Origin of the sequence: Agrobacterium sp. LAD9, assembly GCF_003031125.1 — a bacterium.
Classification (GTDB): domain Bacteria; phylum Pseudomonadota; class Alphaproteobacteria; order Rhizobiales; family Rhizobiaceae; genus Agrobacterium; species Agrobacterium radiobacter.
Genome location: NZ_PHGS01000029.1, coordinates 184,936 through 203,506 on the forward strand (window position 1 = coordinate 184,936; position 18,571 = coordinate 203,506).

At 60.2% G+C, this 18,571-nt stretch carries 20 protein-coding genes and 1 tRNA gene; 13 read left to right on the forward strand and 8 right to left on the reverse strand.

Annotated features, from left to right (window positions below; translation table 11 throughout):
* Nucleotides 1–175 precede the first annotated feature (175 nt).
* Both iolG and DA915_RS26685 read left to right on the forward strand, forming a co-directional pair.
* Nucleotides 176–1,168, forward strand: a complete 993-nt coding sequence (gene iolG, locus DA915_RS26675; protein WP_026363582.1) for an inositol 2-dehydrogenase — start codon at nt 176–178, stop codon at nt 1,166–1,168.
* 477 nt (nt 1,169–1,645) lie between these two features.
* Nucleotides 1,646–2,527, forward strand: a complete 882-nt coding sequence (locus tag DA915_RS26685) for a DMT family transporter (RefSeq protein ID WP_107677785.1) — start codon at nt 1,646–1,648, stop codon at nt 2,525–2,527.
* 22 nt (nt 2,528–2,549) lie between these two features.
* Here DA915_RS26685 and DA915_RS26690 read toward each other — a convergent pair whose 3' ends face one another.
* Together DA915_RS26690 and rocF are read right to left on the reverse strand one after the other, a co-directional pair.
* Nucleotides 2,550–3,605: an ornithine cyclodeaminase gene (locus DA915_RS26690; RefSeq protein WP_087746335.1), complete on the reverse strand. Its 1,056-nt coding sequence runs from the start codon at nt 3,603–3,605 to the stop codon at nt 2,550–2,552.
* Nucleotides 3,606–3,618: 13 nt separating this feature from the next.
* Nucleotides 3,619–4,539 carry an arginase gene (gene rocF / locus DA915_RS26695; protein WP_107677786.1) on the reverse strand — a complete coding sequence of 307 codons (921 nt, stop codon included), beginning with the start codon at nt 4,537–4,539 and terminating at the stop codon, nt 3,619–3,621.
* A 129-nt stretch (nt 4,540–4,668) separates the two neighbouring features.
* On the opposite strand from rocF, the gene DA915_RS26700 reads away from it, so the two are divergent.
* Both DA915_RS26700 and DA915_RS26705 read left to right on the forward strand, forming a co-directional pair.
* Nucleotides 4,669–5,106 carry an Lrp/AsnC family transcriptional regulator gene (locus DA915_RS26700; protein WP_003508428.1) on the forward strand — a complete coding sequence of 146 codons (438 nt, stop codon included), beginning with the start codon at nt 4,669–4,671 and terminating at the stop codon, nt 5,104–5,106.
* 123 nt (nt 5,107–5,229) lie between these two features.
* Nucleotides 5,230–5,303: transfer RNA gene (locus tag DA915_RS26705), tRNA-Gln, on the forward strand.
* Nucleotides 5,304–5,366: 63 nt separating this feature from the next.
* Here the strand turns inward: DA915_RS26705 and DA915_RS26710 are convergent.
* The 5 genes from DA915_RS26710 to bioB are packed head-to-tail and all read right to left on the reverse strand — an operon-like array spanning nt 5,367 to nt 10,513.
* A complete protein-coding gene (locus DA915_RS26710) occupies nt 5,367–6,353 on the reverse strand; it encodes a beta-ketoacyl-ACP synthase III (RefSeq protein WP_107677787.1) in 987 nt (328 codons plus the stop codon).
* A 56-nt stretch (nt 6,354–6,409) separates the two neighbouring features.
* On the reverse strand, nt 6,410–7,705 hold the full coding sequence (locus DA915_RS26715; RefSeq protein ID WP_107677788.1) for an adenosylmethionine--8-amino-7-oxononanoate transaminase: 1,296 nt from the start codon (nt 7,703–7,705) through the stop codon (nt 6,410–6,412).
* Nucleotides 7,702–8,340, reverse strand: coding sequence for a dethiobiotin synthase (bioD, locus tag DA915_RS26720; protein ID WP_107677789.1), 639 nt, complete (start codon nt 8,338–8,340; stop codon nt 7,702–7,704). Before bioD ends, DA915_RS26715 begins: the two co-directional genes overlap by 4 nt.
* Nucleotides 8,337–9,482 carry an 8-amino-7-oxononanoate synthase gene (locus DA915_RS26725; protein WP_107677830.1) on the reverse strand — a complete coding sequence of 382 codons (1,146 nt, stop codon included), beginning with the start codon at nt 9,480–9,482 and terminating at the stop codon, nt 8,337–8,339. Before DA915_RS26725 ends, bioD begins: the two co-directional genes overlap by 4 nt.
* On the reverse strand, nt 9,479–10,513 hold the full coding sequence (bioB, locus tag DA915_RS26730) for a biotin synthase BioB (RefSeq protein WP_107677790.1): 1,035 nt from the start codon (nt 10,511–10,513) through the stop codon (nt 9,479–9,481). Before bioB ends, DA915_RS26725 begins: the two co-directional genes overlap by 4 nt.
* Nucleotides 10,514–10,746: 233 nt before the next feature.
* Here bioB and DA915_RS26740 point away from each other — a divergent pair, with 233 nt between their 5' ends.
* The 9 genes from DA915_RS26740 to DA915_RS26780 all read left to right on the forward strand — a co-directional run bounded on the left by DA915_RS26740 (nt 10,747) and on the right by DA915_RS26780 (nt 17,740).
* Nucleotides 10,747–11,193, forward strand: a complete 447-nt coding sequence (locus DA915_RS26740) for an acetyltransferase (protein WP_020810257.1) — start codon at nt 10,747–10,749, stop codon at nt 11,191–11,193.
* Between the two features lie 99 nt (nt 11,194–11,292).
* Entirely contained in the window at nt 11,293–12,192 is a 900-nt protein-coding gene (locus tag DA915_RS26745; protein WP_192886673.1) for a helix-turn-helix transcriptional regulator, read from the forward strand.
* Between the two features lie 84 nt (nt 12,193–12,276).
* On the forward strand, nt 12,277–13,209 hold the full coding sequence (locus tag DA915_RS26750) for a hypothetical protein (RefSeq protein WP_107677792.1): 933 nt from the start codon (nt 12,277–12,279) through the stop codon (nt 13,207–13,209).
* Between the two features lie 135 nt (nt 13,210–13,344).
* Nucleotides 13,345–13,758 (forward strand): hypothetical protein, encoded by a 414-nt coding sequence (locus DA915_RS26755; RefSeq protein WP_107677793.1) that lies wholly within the window; start codon nt 13,345–13,347, stop codon nt 13,756–13,758.
* Between the two features lie 87 nt (nt 13,759–13,845).
* Entirely contained in the window at nt 13,846–14,076 is a 231-nt protein-coding gene (locus tag DA915_RS26760) for a hypothetical protein (protein ID WP_003508366.1), read from the forward strand.
* Nucleotides 14,073–15,548: a TolC family protein gene (locus DA915_RS26765; protein ID WP_107677794.1), complete on the forward strand. Its 1,476-nt coding sequence runs from the start codon at nt 14,073–14,075 to the stop codon at nt 15,546–15,548. The genes DA915_RS26760 and DA915_RS26765 overlap by 4 nt, the downstream gene beginning before the upstream one ends.
* 14 nt (nt 15,549–15,562) lie before the next feature.
* Nucleotides 15,563–16,912 carry a multicopper oxidase family protein gene (locus tag DA915_RS26770; protein ID WP_107677795.1) on the forward strand — a complete coding sequence of 450 codons (1,350 nt, stop codon included), beginning with the start codon at nt 15,563–15,565 and terminating at the stop codon, nt 16,910–16,912.
* Between the two features lie 43 nt (nt 16,913–16,955).
* Nucleotides 16,956–17,432, forward strand: coding sequence for a plastocyanin/azurin family copper-binding protein (locus DA915_RS26775; RefSeq protein ID WP_107677796.1), 477 nt, complete (start codon nt 16,956–16,958; stop codon nt 17,430–17,432).
* 23 nt (nt 17,433–17,455) lie between these two features.
* Nucleotides 17,456–17,740, forward strand: coding sequence for a copper-binding protein (locus DA915_RS26780; RefSeq protein WP_080867454.1), 285 nt, complete (start codon nt 17,456–17,458; stop codon nt 17,738–17,740).
* Between the two features lie 87 nt (nt 17,741–17,827).
* On the opposite strand, the gene DA915_RS29345 is transcribed toward DA915_RS26780, so the two are convergent.
* Nucleotides 17,828–18,355 (reverse strand): phosphatase PAP2 family protein, encoded by a 528-nt coding sequence (locus DA915_RS29345; protein ID WP_244600792.1) that lies wholly within the window; start codon nt 18,353–18,355, stop codon nt 17,828–17,830.
* Nucleotides 18,356–18,571 lie beyond the last annotated feature (216 nt).

The following is an 18,571-nucleotide window of genomic DNA, read 5'->3' on the forward strand; positions in this document are numbered from 1 at the left end:
TGCGGGCACCTTTTCGGCGATGCCGTTTCCGCTGTTCCGTCCCCTCTCAAAACGCTTGACACATCTGCGATGTCGATCTAGCAAAATAGAACATATATTCCATATCGAAACATTGCTTGCATTCATATTCTGTCTCTCCGGGAGTGAGGGACGGGTGTGAGAAACCGGAGGAAAGATGGTTACGAAATTGGCACTGCTCGGCGCTGGACGGATCGGCAAGGTCCACGCCAAGGCGATCACCACCGACAGCCGTGCGCAGCTGGTGGCCGTTGTGGACGCCATGGCCGGTGCTGCGGAAGCAATCGCCCGCGAAGCGCAGTGCAAGGTCAGCACGATCGATGAGGTTCTGGCCGACAAGACGATCGATGCCGTCATCATCTGCACGCCGACCAACACCCATGCCGACCTGATCGAGCGTTTCGCCCGGGCCGGCAAGGCGATCTTCTGCGAAAAGCCCGTCGATCTCGATGTTGCCCGCGCGGAAGCCTGCGCGAAGGTGGTTGAGGAAACCGGTGCAAAGGTGATGCTCGGTTTCAACCGCCGTTTCGACCCGCATTTCCAGGCTGTTCACAAGGCCATCGAAGATGGCCGCATCGGCAAGGTGGAAATGGTGACCATCACCAGCCGCGACCCCGGCCCGCCGCCGGCCGAATATATCAAGGTCTCCGGCGGTATCTTCCGCGACATGACCATTCATGATTTCGATATGGCCCGCTTCCTGCTCGGCGAGGAAGTGGAAAGCGTGTTCGCAACCGGTTCGGTTCTCGTCAATCCGGAGATCGGAGCGCTGGGTGATTTCGACAGCGCCAGCATCATCCTGACGACGAAAAGCGGCAGGCAGGCGGTCATTTCGAACTCTCGCCGCGCGACCTATGGTTACGACCAGCGCATCGAAGTGCACGGCTCGCTCGGTTCGGCAGCGGCCGAAAACCAGCGCCCGGTTTCCATCGAAATCGCCAATGCGGAAGGCTACACCCGCCCGCCGCTGCATGATTTCTTCATGACGCGTTATACGGCCGCCTATGCCGCGGAAATCACCGCTTTCATCGACAGCATCGAAAACAATGTCGCGCCCTCGCCTTCCATCAAGGACGGGCTGGTCGCGCTGAAGCTGGCCGACGCCGCGCTGAAATCCACCGCTTCGAAGGCGGCCGTGAAGATCGGCTGAAGCCACAACCGAGACGCTGTGCGTCTTGCTGAACCCTTTGTCCGCCGCGCAATTGTTGACGGCGGACAGCCGTGCCTGCCCCAAGGCCCTCGGCAGCAGGCCCACATCATCCAAGCTCCACGTCAACCTGCAGCGCGTCGCACCTCTCAGATCTCACAATAGGCTGGCGCACCCACCGCCCTCATTCCTGTGCTCGTCACAGGAACCAGCCGACGCGCGTCTGCGCGGCGGGAGGACCGCTTTCAGTCCAAGGACTTGGACTGGCTGGATCCCTGTGACAAGCACAGGGATGAGGGGGAGAACATCGCAAAATTACATTCCAACAATTGACCTTTGAGAAGGCAGCTTCCGGACTTGCATGGCAGCTATTCGGAAAATAAGGTTGTCTGACAAGGTACGGCCATAACATATGGCTGTTACCCACCTCATTCACCCCGAATACTCTTTTGCCGGCGGCAGTCGGATAGCGGTTTTTTCATGCCATCACCCAGGACCGGCTTTGTTTATGCGCTTGTCGCTTTCACGATCTTTGCGGCGCAGGATGGCATTTCGAAGCATCTGGGCAGCGTCTATCCGCCGGTCTTCGTGGCAATGCTGCGATACTGGGCCTTTGCCGTTTTTGTTCTGCTGATGGCTGCAAAATCCTCCGGCGGCATCAGGGGCGCCGTCATGGCCAACCGTCCCTGGCTACAAATCGGCCGCGGTGTGCTTCTTGCCGTGCAGATCGTTTTTTCCATCTTCTCCTTCGCCGTCGTCGGGCTGGCGCACAGCCATTCCATCCTCGCCTCCGCGCCGCTGATCGTTGCAGCATTGTCCACGCCGTTGCTGGGAGAACATGTGGGCTGGCGGCGCTGGTGCGCCATTTTTGTCGGCTTCATCGGCGTTCTCGTCATCCTCAAGCCGGATGGCGAAGGCTTCGACAACAAGCTGATCATCACCTTCGTGGCCGCCTTCATGCTGGCGCTCTACAGTGTCCTGACCCGCCTCGGCAGCAAGAGCGATTCAGCGATGACCAGCTTCTTCTATACCGGCGTCGCCGGTGCGGCGGCGCTGACGCTGGTCGGCCCGTTTTATTGGGTCAACCTTGCTCCGCAGGATTGGGGATGGATGCTGGCGCTCTGCATTACCGGCATGAGCGGCCATTATTGCCTTATAAAGGCGTTCGAACTGGCGGATGCCGCCTCTGTGCAGCCCTTTTCCTATTACCAGCTGGTGCTCGTCTCCATCATCGGCGTCACCATCTATGGTGAAGTGGTGACGTCCAATATGGTGATCGGTGCGGCGATCGTCATTGCCGCCGGCCTTTTCACCATCTGGCGGGAACATGTGGTTGCCAGGAGGAACCGCCGCCAAGCCTGAGCCTCACGCCCGGCGAGATCAATCAGACGAGAGCCGCCTCACAACGCAGAAGCATCCCAAACAGATCACGCGGCTCATCCGGATCGGCCAGCAGATCAAGCTCCGTATAAAGGCCCGTGGATGGCAGTTTTGAACGCACGTAACGCAAAGCCGAAAAATCTTCGGTCGCGAAACCAACGCTGTCGAACAGCGTGATCTGCCTGTCGCTTGCCCGTCCCTCCCTTGCGCCGGCAATGACCTGCCAGAGCTCGGTAACGGGATAATCCGCCGGCAATTGCTGGATTTCACCTTCAATGCGCGTCTGCGGTGGATATTCCACGAAAATATCCGATCGCAAGAGGATGTCCCGATGCAATTCCGTCTTGCCGGGGCAATCGCCGCCGACGGCGTTGATGTGAATGCCGGGCCCGACCATGTTGTCGGTCAGGATCGTCGCATATTGCTTGTCAGCGGTAACTGTCGTGATGATGTCAGCCCCTTCGACCGCTTCCTGCGCGCTCTCGCAGATCTTGATGGCAAAACCCTGCCCGGCGAGATTACGGGCGCATTTTTCACTGGCGGACCGGTCGATATCGAAAAGGCGCAACGTGTCGATGCCGAGAATCGCCTTGAAGGCGCGCGCCTGGAATTCGCTCTGCGCGCCATTGCCGATGATGGCCATGGAGCGGGAATTTTTGCGGGCGAGATATTTCGCCGCGACGGCTGATGTTGCGGCGGTGCGCAGCGCCGTCAGGATCGTCATCTCGGTCAGGAGCAGCGGATAACCATTGCCGACATCGGAAAGCACGCCGAAAGCCGTCACGGTCTGGCGGCCTTCCTTCATGTTCTTCGGATGGCCGTTGACATATTTGAAGCCGTAAAGCGTGCCATCGCTGGTCGGCATCAGTTCGATGACACCTTCCTTCGAATGCGAGGCGATGCGCGGCGTCTTGTCGAAGCTTTCCCAGCGGCGGAAATCCTCTTCCACCACATCGGCAAGCTCGCGCAGGAACGTATCGATGCCCACGCGCAGCACGAGCTTCATCATATGATCGACGCTGACGAAGGGCACGATATTGAGGTTCGGTATCACGGTCATCACATCACCCCTTTCAGCCGGCCCGTGTCGGGCGGTCCATGACCCGCTTGCCCAGCAGGCTGGCGGCAAGATCGACCATCAGGGTCGCGGTTCTGCCGCGCTCGTCGAGAAACGGGTTGAGCTCCACGAGATCAAGACTGCAGACCAGCCCGCTATCATGCAGCATTTCCATGACGAGATGCGCCTCGCGGAACGTCGCGCCACCCGGAACCGTGGTGCCGACGGCCGGCGCGATGGACGGCTCAAGAAAATCGACATCGAGACTGACATGCAAAAGCCCGTTTGCCGCCTGAACCCGCGCCAAAAATTGACGCAGGAGAACGGCAACGCCGTGTTCGTCTATAGAGCGCATGTCGTGAACGGTGATGCCGCTCTCTTCCAGTGCGGCCCTTTCGGCCGGATCAACGCTGCGGATGCCGATCATGCCGATATTGTCTTCAGGAACCGCATGGGAAAGCGGCGGGAAGTAACCCTCAAACCCGTCTCGCCCGCTGAAATAGGCAACCGGCGTGCCGTGCAGATTGCCGCTGCGCGTCGTCTCCAGCGTATGGTAATCGGTATGGGCATCAAGCCAGAGCACAAAAAACGGCCGGCCGGTCTCGGCCACCCGGCGCGCCATGCCGGCGACCGTCCCCGCAGAAATCGCATGATCGCCGCCGAGGAAGATCGGCACGGCGCCGGCGCTTTCACGATAGGCAGCCTCCGTCAGCGCCTCCGTCCAGGCCACGGTTTCAGCCAGATGATGCACCGCCGGGTTGGGATGGTGGAATTCTCGCAACGGCGCGGGCGTCACATTGCCGGTATCGACGACGCGGTGCCCCAGTTCTTCGAGAGCGTGAGCCAGTCCCGCGACGCGATAGGCGCTGGGGCCCATCTCGCATCCCAATTGCCCGGCCCCGATCTGCAGCGGCGCACCGATCAACCTGATATCCATTCCCGTCCTCGCTTTCCTGCCAACAAGCTCAGTTCAACACAGTGACCCGGCGAAATGAACATCAAATATTGGCAATATTATCGAAATAAGCTATCGATCTGCTAAAATTAATTTATCAAACTGGTCATAATGGATAATCTCGACGAACGGCTCATCACCCTTTTGCGGCACAATGGCAGGCGCAGCATTTCTGATCTCGCAATCGAGACGGAAACCTCGCGCGCGACGGTGCGCTCGCGCATCGAAAGAATGGAGAACGACGGCACCATCATCGGTTACACCGTCATTCTACGCGCCGACGCGGTGGAGGCGGCGATCCGCGGCATCATGATGATCGAGATTGAAGGCCATGTGACTGATCGTGTCATCCGCACCCTTGGCGGTTTTCCGGAAATATCCGAAATCCACAGCACCAACGGCCGCTGGGACCTGATCGTGGAACTCAACGCCGCCACACTCAGCGATTTCGACGCGGTGCTCCGCCGCATCCGCCTGGTGCCCGGCATCACCGGCAGCGAGACCAGCCTCCTGCTCTCCACCCCGCGCTCCACCCGCGCACGGCTCTGACCCCTGAGACGAAGCGCAAAACAGGGATAAAACGCATTTTTCGATTTTTTCGACTTGCGCCCCGCAATAAATCATCTATATGACGACCCACCAAAGCGAACGCGGCAACGTGCTTCAGGCTTTTGGGGAATAGTTCAATGGTAGAACGACGGACTCTGACTCCGTTAATCTTGGTTCGAATCCAGGTTCCCCAGCCAAATTTCTCCAAATAAAATCAGCTTCTTGAGTTTGGAATGGTACGCGTTATCGCGATGCCCCGTTCAAACGCGATAAACGGCCGCTCCACCAGACATGCCCGCGCCAGCCGCTGTTAAAAGCAGGGTTTCGCCTTCCGTGAAAGGCCTTTCGGCATTGGCGACGGACAGCGAAAGCGGAATGGTTGCGGCGGAGGAATTGCCGAAGCTTTCTATCGTGCGAACCGTCTTTTGCCTGTTGATACCGAGATTGCCGCAGACGGCGTCAAACATGCGGGCATTGGCCTGATGGGGTACGAAACGGTCGATGTCGGCTGCCGTCATTCCGGCCTCGTGCAGCACCCTTTTCGAGGTCTCTGTCATCAGCATCACGGCGCGGGAGAAGACCTCGCGGCCATCGCGCATTGTCATTAGCACCTCTTCGGCGGATGTATCGGCAGAGAAGGGCTGGCTACTGCCTCCCGCCGCTATCTGGATCAGATCATAACCGCCGCCATCCGCAATAAGATCGGCCGACAAAAGCCCGCGTTGCGCCTCGCGGCAGGGCTTGAGTACAACGGCGCCGGCGGCATCAGCGAACAGGACCGCACTTGCCCTTTCCGCCGGATTGATACGGCGGCTCAATATATTGGCGGCAACGACGAGCACGGCGCGGCCGTGGGTGCGGACAAAGCCATCCGCGAGGGTGAGCGCATAAAGAAAGCCGGAACAGGCGCCGGCGAGATCGATCGCGCCGGATCGGACGAGGCCCAGCCGGTGTGCGAGCAGCGGCGCCGAGGGTGGCAGAAGATGATCCGGTGTAGAAGTTGCAAGCAGCGTCAGCGCGATCTCGGCGGAGCCAATTTCCGCATCTTCCAGCGCCATGCGGCCGGCTCTTGCGGCAAGGCCGCTCAACGTGTCACCCTCTTGCGCCCAATAACGCGTGCGGATGCCGGTGCGCCGCTCGATCCAGCCGGCCTCCAGCCCGAGGCTGGCCTCTATCTCGGCATTATCGACACATCTTGACGGAACGGCATGACCAAAACCGGCCATGCGGGAAGAACGGGTCTGCATTGTCAGGGCTTTCGGAGACGGTTCTGGAACAGGCTGAACATGGCCGTACGCTGTTTTCACGCGATGCCGGCCGCACGCGATTTTAACGATGCGGTTTCGGTGACGATCCCGGCCACCTCGTCGATGGCGTCAAAGGCGCTGGTCAGATCTTCCCCCGTCGAACAATAGGGCGGCATCAGATAAAGCACATTGCCGAGCGGGCGGATGACGAACCCGCGCTCGCGGAACAATTGCCGCATGCGCGGGCCCGCCTCGGCGAGATAACCACCGGCAGGCACCACGAGGTCGAGCGCCGCGATGGTCCCCATTTGCCGGATGCCGGTGAAACGCCGGTCATCCGCAAATCGCCGGAGATTGTCGCGCAGCATCTGTTGCAATTGCCCGATGCGCTGAAGCACGGGCTCATCCCGCCAGACCTGAAGATTGGCGACAGCGGCAGCACAGGCAATCGGATTGGCCGTATAGGAACTGGAATGGAAAAAGGTCTTGCGGCGATCCGTCGAAAAATGCGCATCGAAGATTTCCGCGCTGCACAGCGTTGCCGCGAGCGGCAGCGAGCCGCCCGTAAGCCCTTTGGATGTGCACAGAATATCCGGCGAAATACCTGCCTGTTCGCAGGCGAACAGGGTTCCCGTTCTGCCCCAGCCCGTCATCACTTCGTCTGCGATGACGAGACAGCCATGGCGCTCGGCGATCTGTTTCAGCCCGGCCAGTATATCCGCACCGTACATCTTCATTCCGCCGGCCCCAAGCACCAGCGGTTCGATCAGCAGGGCGGCGATACGGCCCGAACGGCAGAAACTCTCGAACATGTCCAATGTCTGCTGTTCACCGCCCGCTTGCGGAAAAGCCAGCCGGTCGACACCGAAGAGCAACGGCTCGTAAGCGGCATTGAACACGCCGCGCTCACCTGTCGACATGGTGCCGATGGTATCGCCGTGATAACCATGCTCCATCACCACGATACGGTCGCGCTTTTCCCCGCGATTGTGGAAATAGCCGAGCGCCATTTTCAGCGCCACCTCAACCGCAGTCGAGCCGCTATCGGAATAAAACACGTGGCTTAGCCCGCTGGGTGCAAGTTCGATCAGCCCGCGCGCCAGCGTTTCGGCGGGTTCATGGGAGAACTCGGCGAAAATGACCTGGTCGAAGGCTTCTGTCGCGGCGCGGATGGCCGCCATGATCGCGGGATGCCGGTGCCCGTGGGTGATGACCCACCAGGAGGAAATACCGTCGAACAGGCGATTGCCGTCCTCATCGACGAGAAATGCGCCTTCCGCTGATACGACGCGTTTCATCGGCGGTTCCAGCCCATGCTGGGTGAAAGGATGCCAGACAGGGGAACGGCTCATGCCGGCGCCTCCAGAAAATCAGCGAGATTGAAGTGTCGGACAAATGCCTGATGCAGCGCCTCTGATGTCATCTCCGGCAGGCGCGGCAGACGACCAAGCGGGCGGACGGCGCCGATATTGGCGATAGCACGCTGGTTTTCCCGGTTCTCGTCGCCGATGAAGACCACGCCCTGCACCGGAATGGCGCGGCGTCGCAACGCCTCGAGCGAGAGCAGCGTGTGGTTGATGGTGCCGAGCGAGGTCCTTGCGCACAGCACAAGCGGAATTTGCCAGCGGGCGAAAATATCGGCGAATAGCAATGTGTCTGTCAGCGGCACCAGAAGCCCGCCCGCCCCCTCGATGACAAGAGGTCCATCCGTTTGCGGCGGCAGCAGCCGCGAGGGATCGATCGTAGCATTCTCGAGGCGGGCCGACAGATGTGGCGAGGCCGGCATTTTCAGGCGATAGCCCTCGGGCAGGATACGCGCCTGCGGCACGCCACCCAGTCGTTCCACCGTCTCGCTGTCTGTTTCTTCCTCCAGCCCGGATTGCACGGGCTTCCAGTAATATGCCTGCAGGGCGTGGGTCAGCGCCGCGGAAAAAACCGTCTTGCCGATGCCCGTATCGGTGCCTGAAATGACGAAACGAAGGCTCATCTCCGCTCCTCCGCCTGCGAAACGGCAAGCAGCCCAATCATATCGGCGATCTGGCTTTCATCCACGTTGAGCGTGATGGCGATGCGCAGGCGCGCCGTGCCTTCCGGCACCGTCGGCGGGCGGATCGCCCGCACATCGAAACCGCCTTCCCGCAGATGCGCGGCGATACGAAGCGAGCGGGCATTGTCACCGATCATCACCGGTAATATCTGCGAGCCGCTGGGCGCAACACCGAGCCGGGAGCGAAGCTCTTCGCCGGCAAAGTTTACCAGCTCCGCCAGCCGCAAACGCCGCCACGGCTCATCGACGATGATACGCAGGGCTTCCCGCACCGCCGCCGCCATCAGCGGCGAAGGCGCGGTCGAATAGATGAAACCGCGGGCGCGGTTGACGAGATAATCGGCAAGAACCGCCGGCAGGCTCAAAAGCGCGCCGGAAAGGCCGAGCGCCTTGCCGCAGGTGTGCAACGCCACCACATTGCCGTGGCCTTCCAGCTCCGCGGCAAGGCCGCGCCCGCCGGGGCCGAACACGCCGGTCGCATGCGCCTCATCGACGACAAGGAAGCCCTCATGTTTCCCGGCAAGATCAGCCAGGGCCGCAAGCGGGGCACGGTCCCCATCCATGGAATAAAGGCTTTCGACAGCGATCCACGGGCGGCCCCGGCCACCCTCCTGCCGCCAGCGGATTATTTCCCGTTCGAATGCCTCGACCTGATTATGCGGCACGGCGATCACGTTCGCCTTGCCGGCGGCAATACCATCATGGACGCTGGCATGGATCAGGGCGTCGTGAAGGACGAGGTCTTCCCGCAGCGGCAATGTGGAGAACAGCGCGACATTGGCGGCAAAACCGCTGCCGAAATAGATCGCTTTTTCGGCCCCGAAAAACGCCGCCGCTTCCGCCTCCAGCGCCTCATGTTCGCGGTGGTTGCCGCGCAGCAGCCGCGAGCCGCCGGCCCCTGCCGGCACGCCCCTTCCGATGGCATCGGCAAATGCCGCCTTCAGCCGCGGTGAATCGGCAAGGCCAAGATAGTCGTTGGAGGTGAAATCGATCCCCTCCTGGGGAGCGAGCACGCGCAGCCGCGACTTGCGCTGCAGACCGGCGAGCTTTGCCTCATAGGGGGAGAGCGCCGTGAGATTCACCGGCACCCTCCCGTCTCCCCAGACTGCAATTCCGTGCGCTGCAGTTCCATCGGCTTCAGGCCCAGACGGCGGAAAAGCGCCGTATCGTGGTCCTCACCCGGATTATCCGCCGTCAGCAGTGTCTCACCGATGAAGATGGAATTGGCACCGGCCAGGAAACAGAGCGCCTGTGTCTCATCGCTCATCTCCGTACGCCCGGCCGAAAGCCGCACATGCGAACGCGGCATCAGGATACGCGCCAGCGCGATGGTGCGGATGAAATCGATGGGATCAACGGGATCGGCATTGGCGAGCTTCGAGCCGGGGATCGGGATCAGCATGTTTATCGGCACGCTTTCCGGCGGAACCGGCAGGTTGGCGAGCGTCACCAGCATCGAAATCCGGTCTTCCACCGTTTCCCCCATGCCGAGAATACCGCCGGCGCAGACCTTGATGCCGGCATCGCGGACATTGGCAAGCGTTTCCAGCCGGTCCTCGAAGGTACGGGTGGTAATGATCTGCGAATAAAACCGCTCGGACGTGTCGACGTTGTGATTGTAGTAGTCGAGACCGGCATCGGCCAGCCGTTCGGATTGTTCCGGGGTCAGCATGCCGAGCGTCATGCAGGTTTCCATGCCGAGCGCCTTCACGCCTTCGACCATGGCCACCACCGCCTCCATGTCGCGCTCCTTGGGATTACGCCAGGCAGCCCCCATGCAATAGCGCGTCGCCCCGCCTTCCTTCGCCTTGCGCGCCTCAGTCAGCACCCGCTCCACTTCCATCAGCTTGGAGGCCTTGAGGCCGGTGGGGTTGCGGGCGGACTGGCTGCAATAACCACAATCCTCCGGGCAGCCGCCGGTCTTGATCGATAAAAGCCGGCTCATCTGGATGGCATTGGGATCGAAATGACAGCGATGCACCTGCTGGGCGCGGAACAGGAGATCGTTAAACGGCAAATTATAGATAATTTTTGCTTCTTCGAGTGACAAGCTGCTGCCAATACCTGGAATTGGAGCTGGGTTTCTGTCGATTTGCGTGACGACCTGGTCCATCTGTCGATCTTTCCCTCAAAATAAATAGATAGAAGTTCTTTTTATCTATTTTTTTCGGGCTGCTTTTTGCAAGCACTTTTTTCGAGAAAAATTTCCGAGAGGAGAGATGGGCGGCACATGCGGGATCAGAATCGCCGGGTTTCAATGCTGAAATTCATTGAATACGCACGCACTCACGGAAAAGATCGGATCGGCCAATGGCGTGAAAACTCCGCACTTGCTAAGGGTGAGACATGATCGCACTTCGTCCCTCCGAGAGCCGCGACGCTGCCCGCATCCTCGACATATGGAGCAAAGCAGTCGACGCCACCCACCAGTTCCTCCTGCCGGCGGATCGCGCCGCGATCGGGAAGGAAGTCGAATCTTTCCTGCCACAGGCGCCGCTGACGCTGGCCGTCGATGCTTCTGACCATGTCCTCGGTTTCATGTTTCTGCATGAAGGGCATATGGAGGCGCTTTTCATCGATCCGGACCATCATGGCCAAGGCATCGGCAAGGCACTGGTGCAGAGGGCGCTTGCGCTTCATCCCGCGCTGACCACTGACGTCAACGAACAGAACGGCGAGGCCATGGGTTTTTATCGTCGGCTGGGATTCGAACCGACCGGACGCTCCGATCTGGACGGACAGGGGCGACCCTATCCACTCGTTCATCTTCGATTTCGCGCAACGGAAAAATAGGCCGCCGAGATCGTCGGGGAGGATCAAGCCACGAACACCATAGTCCGCTTCGCAACCGACGATTTTTTGCCCGAACACCGCTTCGACCAATGGCGCGAAGTGCGCGGCAAAAGCCTGTTTGGCGTGACGATCGAGCTTGCACGGGATCTTCGCCACAGTTTCAAGGGTTCGTTTCAGGCGCGCGCCGTCGCCGGCGCCGTGGCAACAGAAATGCGCGCTTCCTCTTACCGGGTAAACCGCACGGAAGCCGATATTGCCCGCATTGCCGGCAACAGCCTCTGCATCGGCCTGCAGGTCAAGGGTTCGGGGTTTCTGCATGCCGGCAGGGATCAGGTTCACGCCGTCGGCGGCGGCGATATCACCATCAACTATTCCGACTTGCCCTATGATGCGATACCGGGAAACGAGGCCGATTTTCACTATAAGATGCTGAAAATCCCCGTGGACTACGAGGTCATGCTCGGTCAGGCCACCGATGACCTGTTTGCGACGCGTTATTCGGAAAACAATAGTTTCTCCCTGCCCTTCCGGGCCCTTTTCAACGCGCTGAATGCTGACCACGGCAGGCTCATCGATCCCGCCCGCGATGTCACGCATATCGCCCGGCTTGCCATGACGGCGCGCGGGCGGCTTTCACCCGCCATGCCGGAGGTGCGCGCCGCGCTCAGGACCGGGCTCTGTTATGCGGCCCAGGACATCATGATGCGCAAAAAATCCCGGCAGAACCTCACCCCTGCCGCGGTCGCGAAGGAACTGGGCATTTCGCTGCGGCAATTGCATGTGGTTTTCGAGGGTGCGGAACTGTCGTTTTCCCGCACGCTCTCCTCCATGCGGATCGAGGAAGTGAAGCGGTTGCTGCTGGCATTCCCCGCTCTGCCGGTCACGCAGATCGCCTATGGCTGCGGCTTCGACAGCCTTGCAACATTTTACCGCGTGTTCGCCGGCACCTATGGCATGACGCCCGGTGACGCCCGCGCTGCGGATATGCCGCCGGCTTAAAATTTCACCTCTGCGCGCAATGAGAAGACGCGCCATTTCAGCTCCTGTAAGGCCGCTAGACCATCCCATTCCGGAGCGCGGCCCATGACCAATTTTTTCGACTTTGCGATTTCCCGACTGCCGGCCGACACCGCCGATGGCCGCGGTCCGGCACCCTGCGAAATAGAGACGATGCTGCAGAAAGAGCCCTTCGCGGCCGCGCTGCGGCTTCTACCGGGTAGCTTTATCGCCCTCTACGAAGGCTCGCCCGAGATGACCGCGCTCTTCGCAACACGCCAGAACCGGCTTCTTTGCCATGCGCTTCTGGCGCTCTATTTTCAGAAATGCGGGGACTGTGAAACGGCAACGGGAGAAGCAGCCCTGACGCGGGAAGATTTCGGCCATCTGGCGCTCCGGCACGGGCTCGCCAGCCACAGCGTTGCCTATGCCTTCTTCAAAGAGGCGCTGAAACGCGGAATGACACGCCCAGTCGACCAATCCGGCAACGGGCCGGGCACTGGGGTGGTGCCTTCAGCCCCTGCCCTGGCGATGCTCGCGCAATGGTACGACGTGCATTTTCAGGCGCTGGACCTGCTCGATGAGGGCTTCAGGGCATCGCGCTTCATCAGGCGATCGGAGGCCCTGCTTCCCCATATCCACCCCCGTGTATCACAGGCGTTTCTGTCACATCCGGAGGTGCGCTGCCCCGGCCCGCTTTCCATCATTTTCAACTGGTTCGATGCGGGCGGCCTGCTGATGGACCGCCTTATCGCCGGGATCGACTGGGAAAGACCGCCCGAACAGGGCAGACGTGTGACCGATGTGGAAACCGTGACACAGCTGGCGACCTCCCTCTCCGTGTCACGCATCCATGTCGGCCGCAAGCTTGCAGCGGCCGAACTGATCGGCGGCATAGGCTGGAGCGGACGGCGCGGCCGTTCCGCGCTCTGGATCTCGCAGGGCTTTTACGAGGAATATGCCCGCACACAGGCCCGCAAGCTTCTCATTCTCGATGATGCCTTCATCGACTTCGTGTGAGCTGCGGACAAACTGCACGCCCTGCCATTCGACTGGAAGGTTTGGCTCCGCATCAAGCGCGACATAGAGGCTTTCGTCGATGGTTATGAGGGATATCCATTGACAAATCACAGGACTACAGCTTTTCTATCCAACATGCGTGAGATGTTGCGAGCATCGAAATTGCTGGCCCTGTTGTTTAGACTGGTGATGATCCTGTCACTGGCGGGCTATAGCGTTTCCACTGTCAATGCCGCAATGCACCCTGCCGAAACCGGGGGAATGCAGCACGATCAATCCGCCATGATGGATCACGGCGCGATGATGGACCATGGCGGTTCGGCCATGATGTCAGACAGTCATGATCACAGCGATATGGCCGCCGAGCATGACAGCGGCGTCAAAAAAACCGCAAAGCCCCAATGCTGCGGCGATTTCTGTCTCGGCATGGCGGTCCTGATCAGCCACGACACCACTGGCAGACCCGTCGTCAACAGCATCCGTTCCTTCCTTGACGACAGCAAGGCGCTGGGCCAGACCCCGCTGCTTCACCGCCCCCCGAATATCTGAACAGGCAAAGCCCGCCTTTGGGCAATGACCGTGCGTGAGCGGCTTTAGCGCCGTCGCGCCGTTGCATCTCCTGTTCGGAAAATATCCATGAACCCGATTTATATTGTGGTTGCAGCGCCCCTGCTTCTGGGCGGCTGCACAGCCACATCCCTGATGAACGACGCCGCCTCCTATGACGATGCGGCAAACCCGACGCTTGGCGCGGGGCCCATCCGCTATCAAACCCCGGTTGCGGGTTACACGCACCGCGCGCCGGTGGACCCGAAGCCCTGGCGTAACCAGAACGATGCGCAGGCTCCGAAAGGAGACGCATCATGACATCACGCACATTCAAGCTCGGGGCTAAACTCGCGGCCACCCTTTGCCTGCCGTTTCTTCTCGGCGGCTGCGTCACAGCCGCCCAATATGCGTCGCGCGACGCCGGTTTCACCAATGTTTCGGCCCGAACATCCGAGGTGACGGGAAAGCAGGCGGTCTGGGTGCAGAACCGGGCCGAGGCGCAGGCGACGCAGGCCCGCGTCAACTCGCTGATGGCTGCCAGCAAGACCCTTGATGTCGAGACGGCGGTGCAGGTTGCGCTCCTGAACAACAAGGGCCTTCAGGCGGCCTATGCCGATCTGGGCGAATCCGCCGCCACCGCATGGCAATCCACCATGCTGGTCAATCCGCGGGTCGGCATTGGGCTGACGGGGATCGGCACCCCGGGGCTCAGGGCCTACAAGGCGATCGAAGGTGTCGTCGTCACCAATATTCTGGCGCTCGCTACCCTCAAGAAAAATGTCGAGATCGCCGATACCGGTTTCCGCAAGGCGCAGCTCGCGGCCGCGCTGAAGACGCTGCAACTGGCGTCGGATACCCGCCGCGCCTGGATCACCGCAGTGGCAGCATGGGAAAATGTCGGCCAGCTGGCGCAGGCACAGACCGCGGCGGATGCCGCCTCGGAACTTGCCGTCAAGCTTGGAGAAGCCGGTTCGCTGAACAAGGAAGGTCAGGCTCGCGAGCAGGTCTTTTATGCCGAACTGACCGGTCAGATCGCCAAGGCGCGGCTTGAGGCCCGTCTTGCCAAGGAGGAATTGACACGGCTGATGGGACTGTGGGGAGCGGATATCGAATATACCATTCCCAACCGCCTGCCCCCGCTTCCGAAGGCGCTTACCAAACGGGACATGATCGAGGCCGAGGCGCTGCAGCGCCGTGTGGACCTGCAGATGGCCAGGCTCGATCTGGAGGCCACCGCACGATCGTTCAAGCTCACCGAGGCCACCCGATACGTGACTGATCTCGAAATCCGCTCGGGTTTCGAGACCGAACGCGAGCTGGAAGACGGCGAAAAACACAAACAGACGACCGGCAATGCCGAGCTGGAATTCGTCATTCCGATCTTCGATTCCGGTCAGGCGCGCATGCGGGAATCCGAACTTGCCTATATGCGCGCGGCAAACCTGCTGGCGGAAAAGGCGGTCAATGTCCGCTCGGAAGCCCGCTCGGCCTATCAGGCCTATCGCTCGAATTACGACATCGCCCGGCACTATCGCAACAGCGTGGTGCCGCTGCGCACCAAGATCGAGGAGCAGTCGCTGCTGACCTATAACGGCATGATCACCAACACCTTCGAACTGCTCGCCGACAGCCGGGAAAAGGTCAATTCAAGCCTGCTGGCCATCAATGCCAAACGCGACTTCTGGCTCGCGGAGGCCGGCCTCGCTCCCGCCATCTACGGCGGAGGTACAGGTGCTGCGGCAGGTGCGGAGACCGAGGTTGCCGCCGCTGGCGGCGGTGGCGGACATTGAGAAAGGAAATCACCATGTTCAATAGAAGAAACTTTCTGGGTGTCGGCGCCGCTATGGTCTCCACGGCGGCCTGGGCGAAAACATCGAATAGCAGCCTGCCGGAAGCAGCCGTGATGGAAACGGCCGCGACCCAGGCTCCGGTCAAGCCCACCACCGGCCCCGATTACAACCCGGTCGTTACCCTCAACGGCTGGACCCTGCCCTTCCGGATGAACAATGGCGTCAAGGAATTCCACCTTGTCGCCGAGCCGGTGGAGCGCGAGATGGCGGAGGGCATGACCGCCCGGCTGTGGGGTTATAACGGCCAGTCGCCCGGCCCGACCATCGAGGCAGTCGAAGGCGATCGGGTGCGTATTTTCGTCACCAACAAGCTGCCGGAACATACAACGATCCACTGGCACGGCATGATCCTGCCGTCAGGCATGGATGGTGTGGGCGGCCTGTCGCAGCCGCATATCCCCGTTGGCAAGACCTTCGTCTACGAGTTCGATCTCGTGAAGTCGGGCACCTTCATGTACCACCCGCATTCGGACGAGATGGTGCAGATGGCGATGGGCATGATGGGCTTTTTCGTGATCCACCCGAAGGACCCGACATTCATGCCCGTGGATCGCGACTTCGTGTTCCTCATCAATGCCTTCGACATCGATCCCGGCTCCTATGTGCCGAAGATCATGACCATGACCGACTTCAATCTGTGGTCATGGAACAGCCGGGTGTTTCCCGGCATCGATCCACTGGTGGTTTCCAAGGACGACCGGGTGCGCGTGCGCGTCGGCAACCTGACCATGACCAACCACCCGATCCACATGCACGGTTACGATTTCGAAGTGACCTGCACGGATGGCGGCTGGGTGCGGCCCGAGGCGCGATGGCCGGAGGTCAGCATCGACATCCCCGTCGGGGCGATGCGCGCCTATGAATTCGACGCCAAATATGTCGGTGACTGGGCGATCCATTGCCACAAGTCGCACCATACGATGAACGCGATGGGACATGACGTCCCGACCTTCATCGGCGTCGACAAGAAGACCGTCACCGAAAAGATTCGCAAGGTCCGGCCGGAATATATGCCGATGGGCACCGCCGGCATGGCCGATATGGGCGCGATGGAAATGGAGATCCCTGAGAACACCGTTCCGATGATGACGGGATGGGGTCCGCACGGCCCCATCGAAATGGGCGGCATGTTCTCCGTGGTGAAGGTTCGTGAAGGCATCTCCGCGGGCGATTACGCCGATCCCGGCTGGTACGAAAACCCGCCCGAAACCCAGGCCTGGGAATGGACCGGCGAGTTGCCGGATACACAGAAAAACACCGACCCCAAAACGCAGATCACGCCGCAACCGATGAAACACGGCTGATTGCGCAGACCAACGACCCCATCAAAATCAAGGAACATACAGAATGACCAAATTGAAACTTGCACTGCTTCTCACCGCTCTCGCCACGCCTGCCCTGGCATCGGGCACCCACGGCGGCGGCCATGCAGCGATGGCGATCGGTGAACCCGGCGACAAGGCCAAGGTGACCCAGACCATTCAGGTGACGATGAAGGAAACGTCCGACGGCAAGATGCTGTTCACGCCCGCCAAGTTCGAATTCAAGAAGGGTAAGACAGTTCGCTTTGTCGTGAAGAATGTCGGCGAACTGGACCATGAATTCATTCTCGATGAACAGAAGGCCAATCTGGAGCACAAGGCCGCCATGGCGAAGGCGCCGGAGATGGAGCACGACAATCCGAACGCCATCAGCCTCGCGCCGGGCGAAAGCGGCGAAATCGTCTGGAAATTCACCAATGACGGCATGTTCGAATTCGCCTGCCTGAAACCCGGACATTACGAGGCGGGCATGCGCGGCGATCTCAAAGTTTCTGCAAAATAATCCAGCAACAAAGGAATATGACCATGAAGACCATCGTTAAAATCACCGTCGCAGCAGCACTCCTGCTCACCGCTCCCCTCAGTGCATTCGCAGAGGAATTCACCAAGGGAACGGTCAAGAAGGTTGATGCTGCGGCCAAGAAAGTCACCATCATCCATGAAGAACTGAAGAACCTCGACATGCCGGCCATGACGATGGTGTTCCGCGTCAAGGACGATGCGATCCTCGCCAGGCTCAAGGAAGGCGCCAATATCGAGTTCATTGCAGAACGCGCCGAAGGTAAGCTTGTCGTCGCACAGGTGAAATAAGGCCTCAGCAACCGGTCCAAAAGAAACAGAAAGGGCAGCGGTTTTCCGCTGCCCTTTCTGTATTGGTGTCAGGACGTCCTGCGAACTCTAGTGTTCGGCAAATGGCCTTGGTCCTGCGGCGGGCCGCGATCCGTCGACCTTGGGCGCGAAGGCCGCGTCTATCGCCTGCCGATTATTCATGAACGGCCGCTGGAGCAGAAGGAACACCACGAGCATCAAGGGCCATGCAATCAGGACATCGGAGAGGAAGTGAGCCCCCATCGCCACCCTGTTCAGGGAGACAATCACGATAAACGGCGCCAGTATTGCGGTGCCTATCAGGCGAAATTTCTCTGGCAGGAGGATGATGAAGGCCAGGAGGGCGACTGCGGAAGCACTTTCACCGGAAGGAAAAGAGCAGTTTCGGGCGCAGCTGCCATTGAGGGAAAGAACCGGCGTAAAAAACAGCTCTCCCCCGAACTCTGCGAGATGCCGCGGCCTTGCCCTGCCGAACAGGTTTTTCAGGGCATGCACCGTGGCGCCTGGTCCAAGAGCAAAAAAGACCATAATAAACAGCAGCTTATGTGGCGGGAAAAGCCGTAGCAGGCCGCGCGAAAATGGCATGGCGAAAAGCATGCCCGCAAGTCCTGATAACAAGACCGCCGGAAGCATGCGGTTCAGATCACGGACGGCAATCAGGAACTCGTCCTCACCGAGGGTGAAACCGTCCGCCCAGAATTGCCGGCTCACTTCAAGATCGATATCCGGCCTGATCGTAAAGACGATCATCATCGCAAAGGCGACCAGAAGAGCCTGCAGAGAGGGGCTGCCGGAAGCACTCGCAAATGCCTG

What these genes read in the sequence shown, in the direction of transcription:
- iolG (WP_026363582.1), top strand. Translation starts at nt 176, where the DNA reads ATGGTTACGAAATTGGCACTGCTCGGCGCTGGACGGATCGGCAAGGTC.
- DA915_RS26685 (WP_107677785.1), top strand. Translation starts at nt 1,646, where the DNA reads ATGCCATCACCCAGGACCGGCTTTGTTTATGCGCTTGTCGCTTTCACG.
- DA915_RS26690 (WP_087746335.1), bottom strand. Translation starts at nt 3,605, where the DNA reads ATGACCGTGATACCGAACCTCAATATCGTGCCCTTCGTCAGCGTCGAT.
- rocF (WP_107677786.1), bottom strand. Translation starts at nt 4,539, where the DNA reads ATGGATATCAGGTTGATCGGTGCGCCGCTGCAGATCGGGGCCGGGCAA.
- DA915_RS26700 (WP_003508428.1), top strand. Translation starts at nt 4,669, where the DNA reads ATGGATAATCTCGACGAACGGCTCATCACCCTTTTGCGGCACAATGGC.
- DA915_RS26710 (WP_107677787.1), bottom strand. Translation starts at nt 6,353, where the DNA reads ATGCAGACCCGTTCTTCCCGCATGGCCGGTTTTGGTCATGCCGTTCCG.
- DA915_RS26715 (WP_107677788.1), bottom strand. Translation starts at nt 7,705, where the DNA reads ATGAGCCGTTCCCCTGTCTGGCATCCTTTCACCCAGCATGGGCTGGAA.
- bioD (WP_107677789.1), bottom strand. Translation starts at nt 8,340, where the DNA reads ATGAGCCTTCGTTTCGTCATTTCAGGCACCGATACGGGCATCGGCAAG.
- bioB (WP_107677790.1), bottom strand. Translation starts at nt 10,513, where the DNA reads ATGGACCAGGTCGTCACGCAAATCGACAGAAACCCAGCTCCAATTCCA.
- DA915_RS26740 (WP_020810257.1), top strand. Translation starts at nt 10,747, where the DNA reads ATGATCGCACTTCGTCCCTCCGAGAGCCGCGACGCTGCCCGCATCCTC.
- DA915_RS26750 (WP_107677792.1), top strand. Translation starts at nt 12,277, where the DNA reads ATGACCAATTTTTTCGACTTTGCGATTTCCCGACTGCCGGCCGACACC.
- DA915_RS26755 (WP_107677793.1), top strand. Translation starts at nt 13,345, where the DNA reads ATGCGTGAGATGTTGCGAGCATCGAAATTGCTGGCCCTGTTGTTTAGA.
- DA915_RS26760 (WP_003508366.1), top strand. Translation starts at nt 13,846, where the DNA reads ATGAACCCGATTTATATTGTGGTTGCAGCGCCCCTGCTTCTGGGCGGC.
- DA915_RS26765 (WP_107677794.1), top strand. Translation starts at nt 14,073, where the DNA reads ATGACATCACGCACATTCAAGCTCGGGGCTAAACTCGCGGCCACCCTT.
- DA915_RS26770 (WP_107677795.1), top strand. Translation starts at nt 15,563, where the DNA reads ATGTTCAATAGAAGAAACTTTCTGGGTGTCGGCGCCGCTATGGTCTCC.
- DA915_RS26775 (WP_107677796.1), top strand. Translation starts at nt 16,956, where the DNA reads ATGACCAAATTGAAACTTGCACTGCTTCTCACCGCTCTCGCCACGCCT.
- DA915_RS26780 (WP_080867454.1), top strand. Translation starts at nt 17,456, where the DNA reads ATGAAGACCATCGTTAAAATCACCGTCGCAGCAGCACTCCTGCTCACC.
- DA915_RS29345 (WP_244600792.1), bottom strand. Translation starts at nt 18,355, where the DNA reads ATGCTTTTCGCCATGCCATTTTCGCGCGGCCTGCTACGGCTTTTCCCG.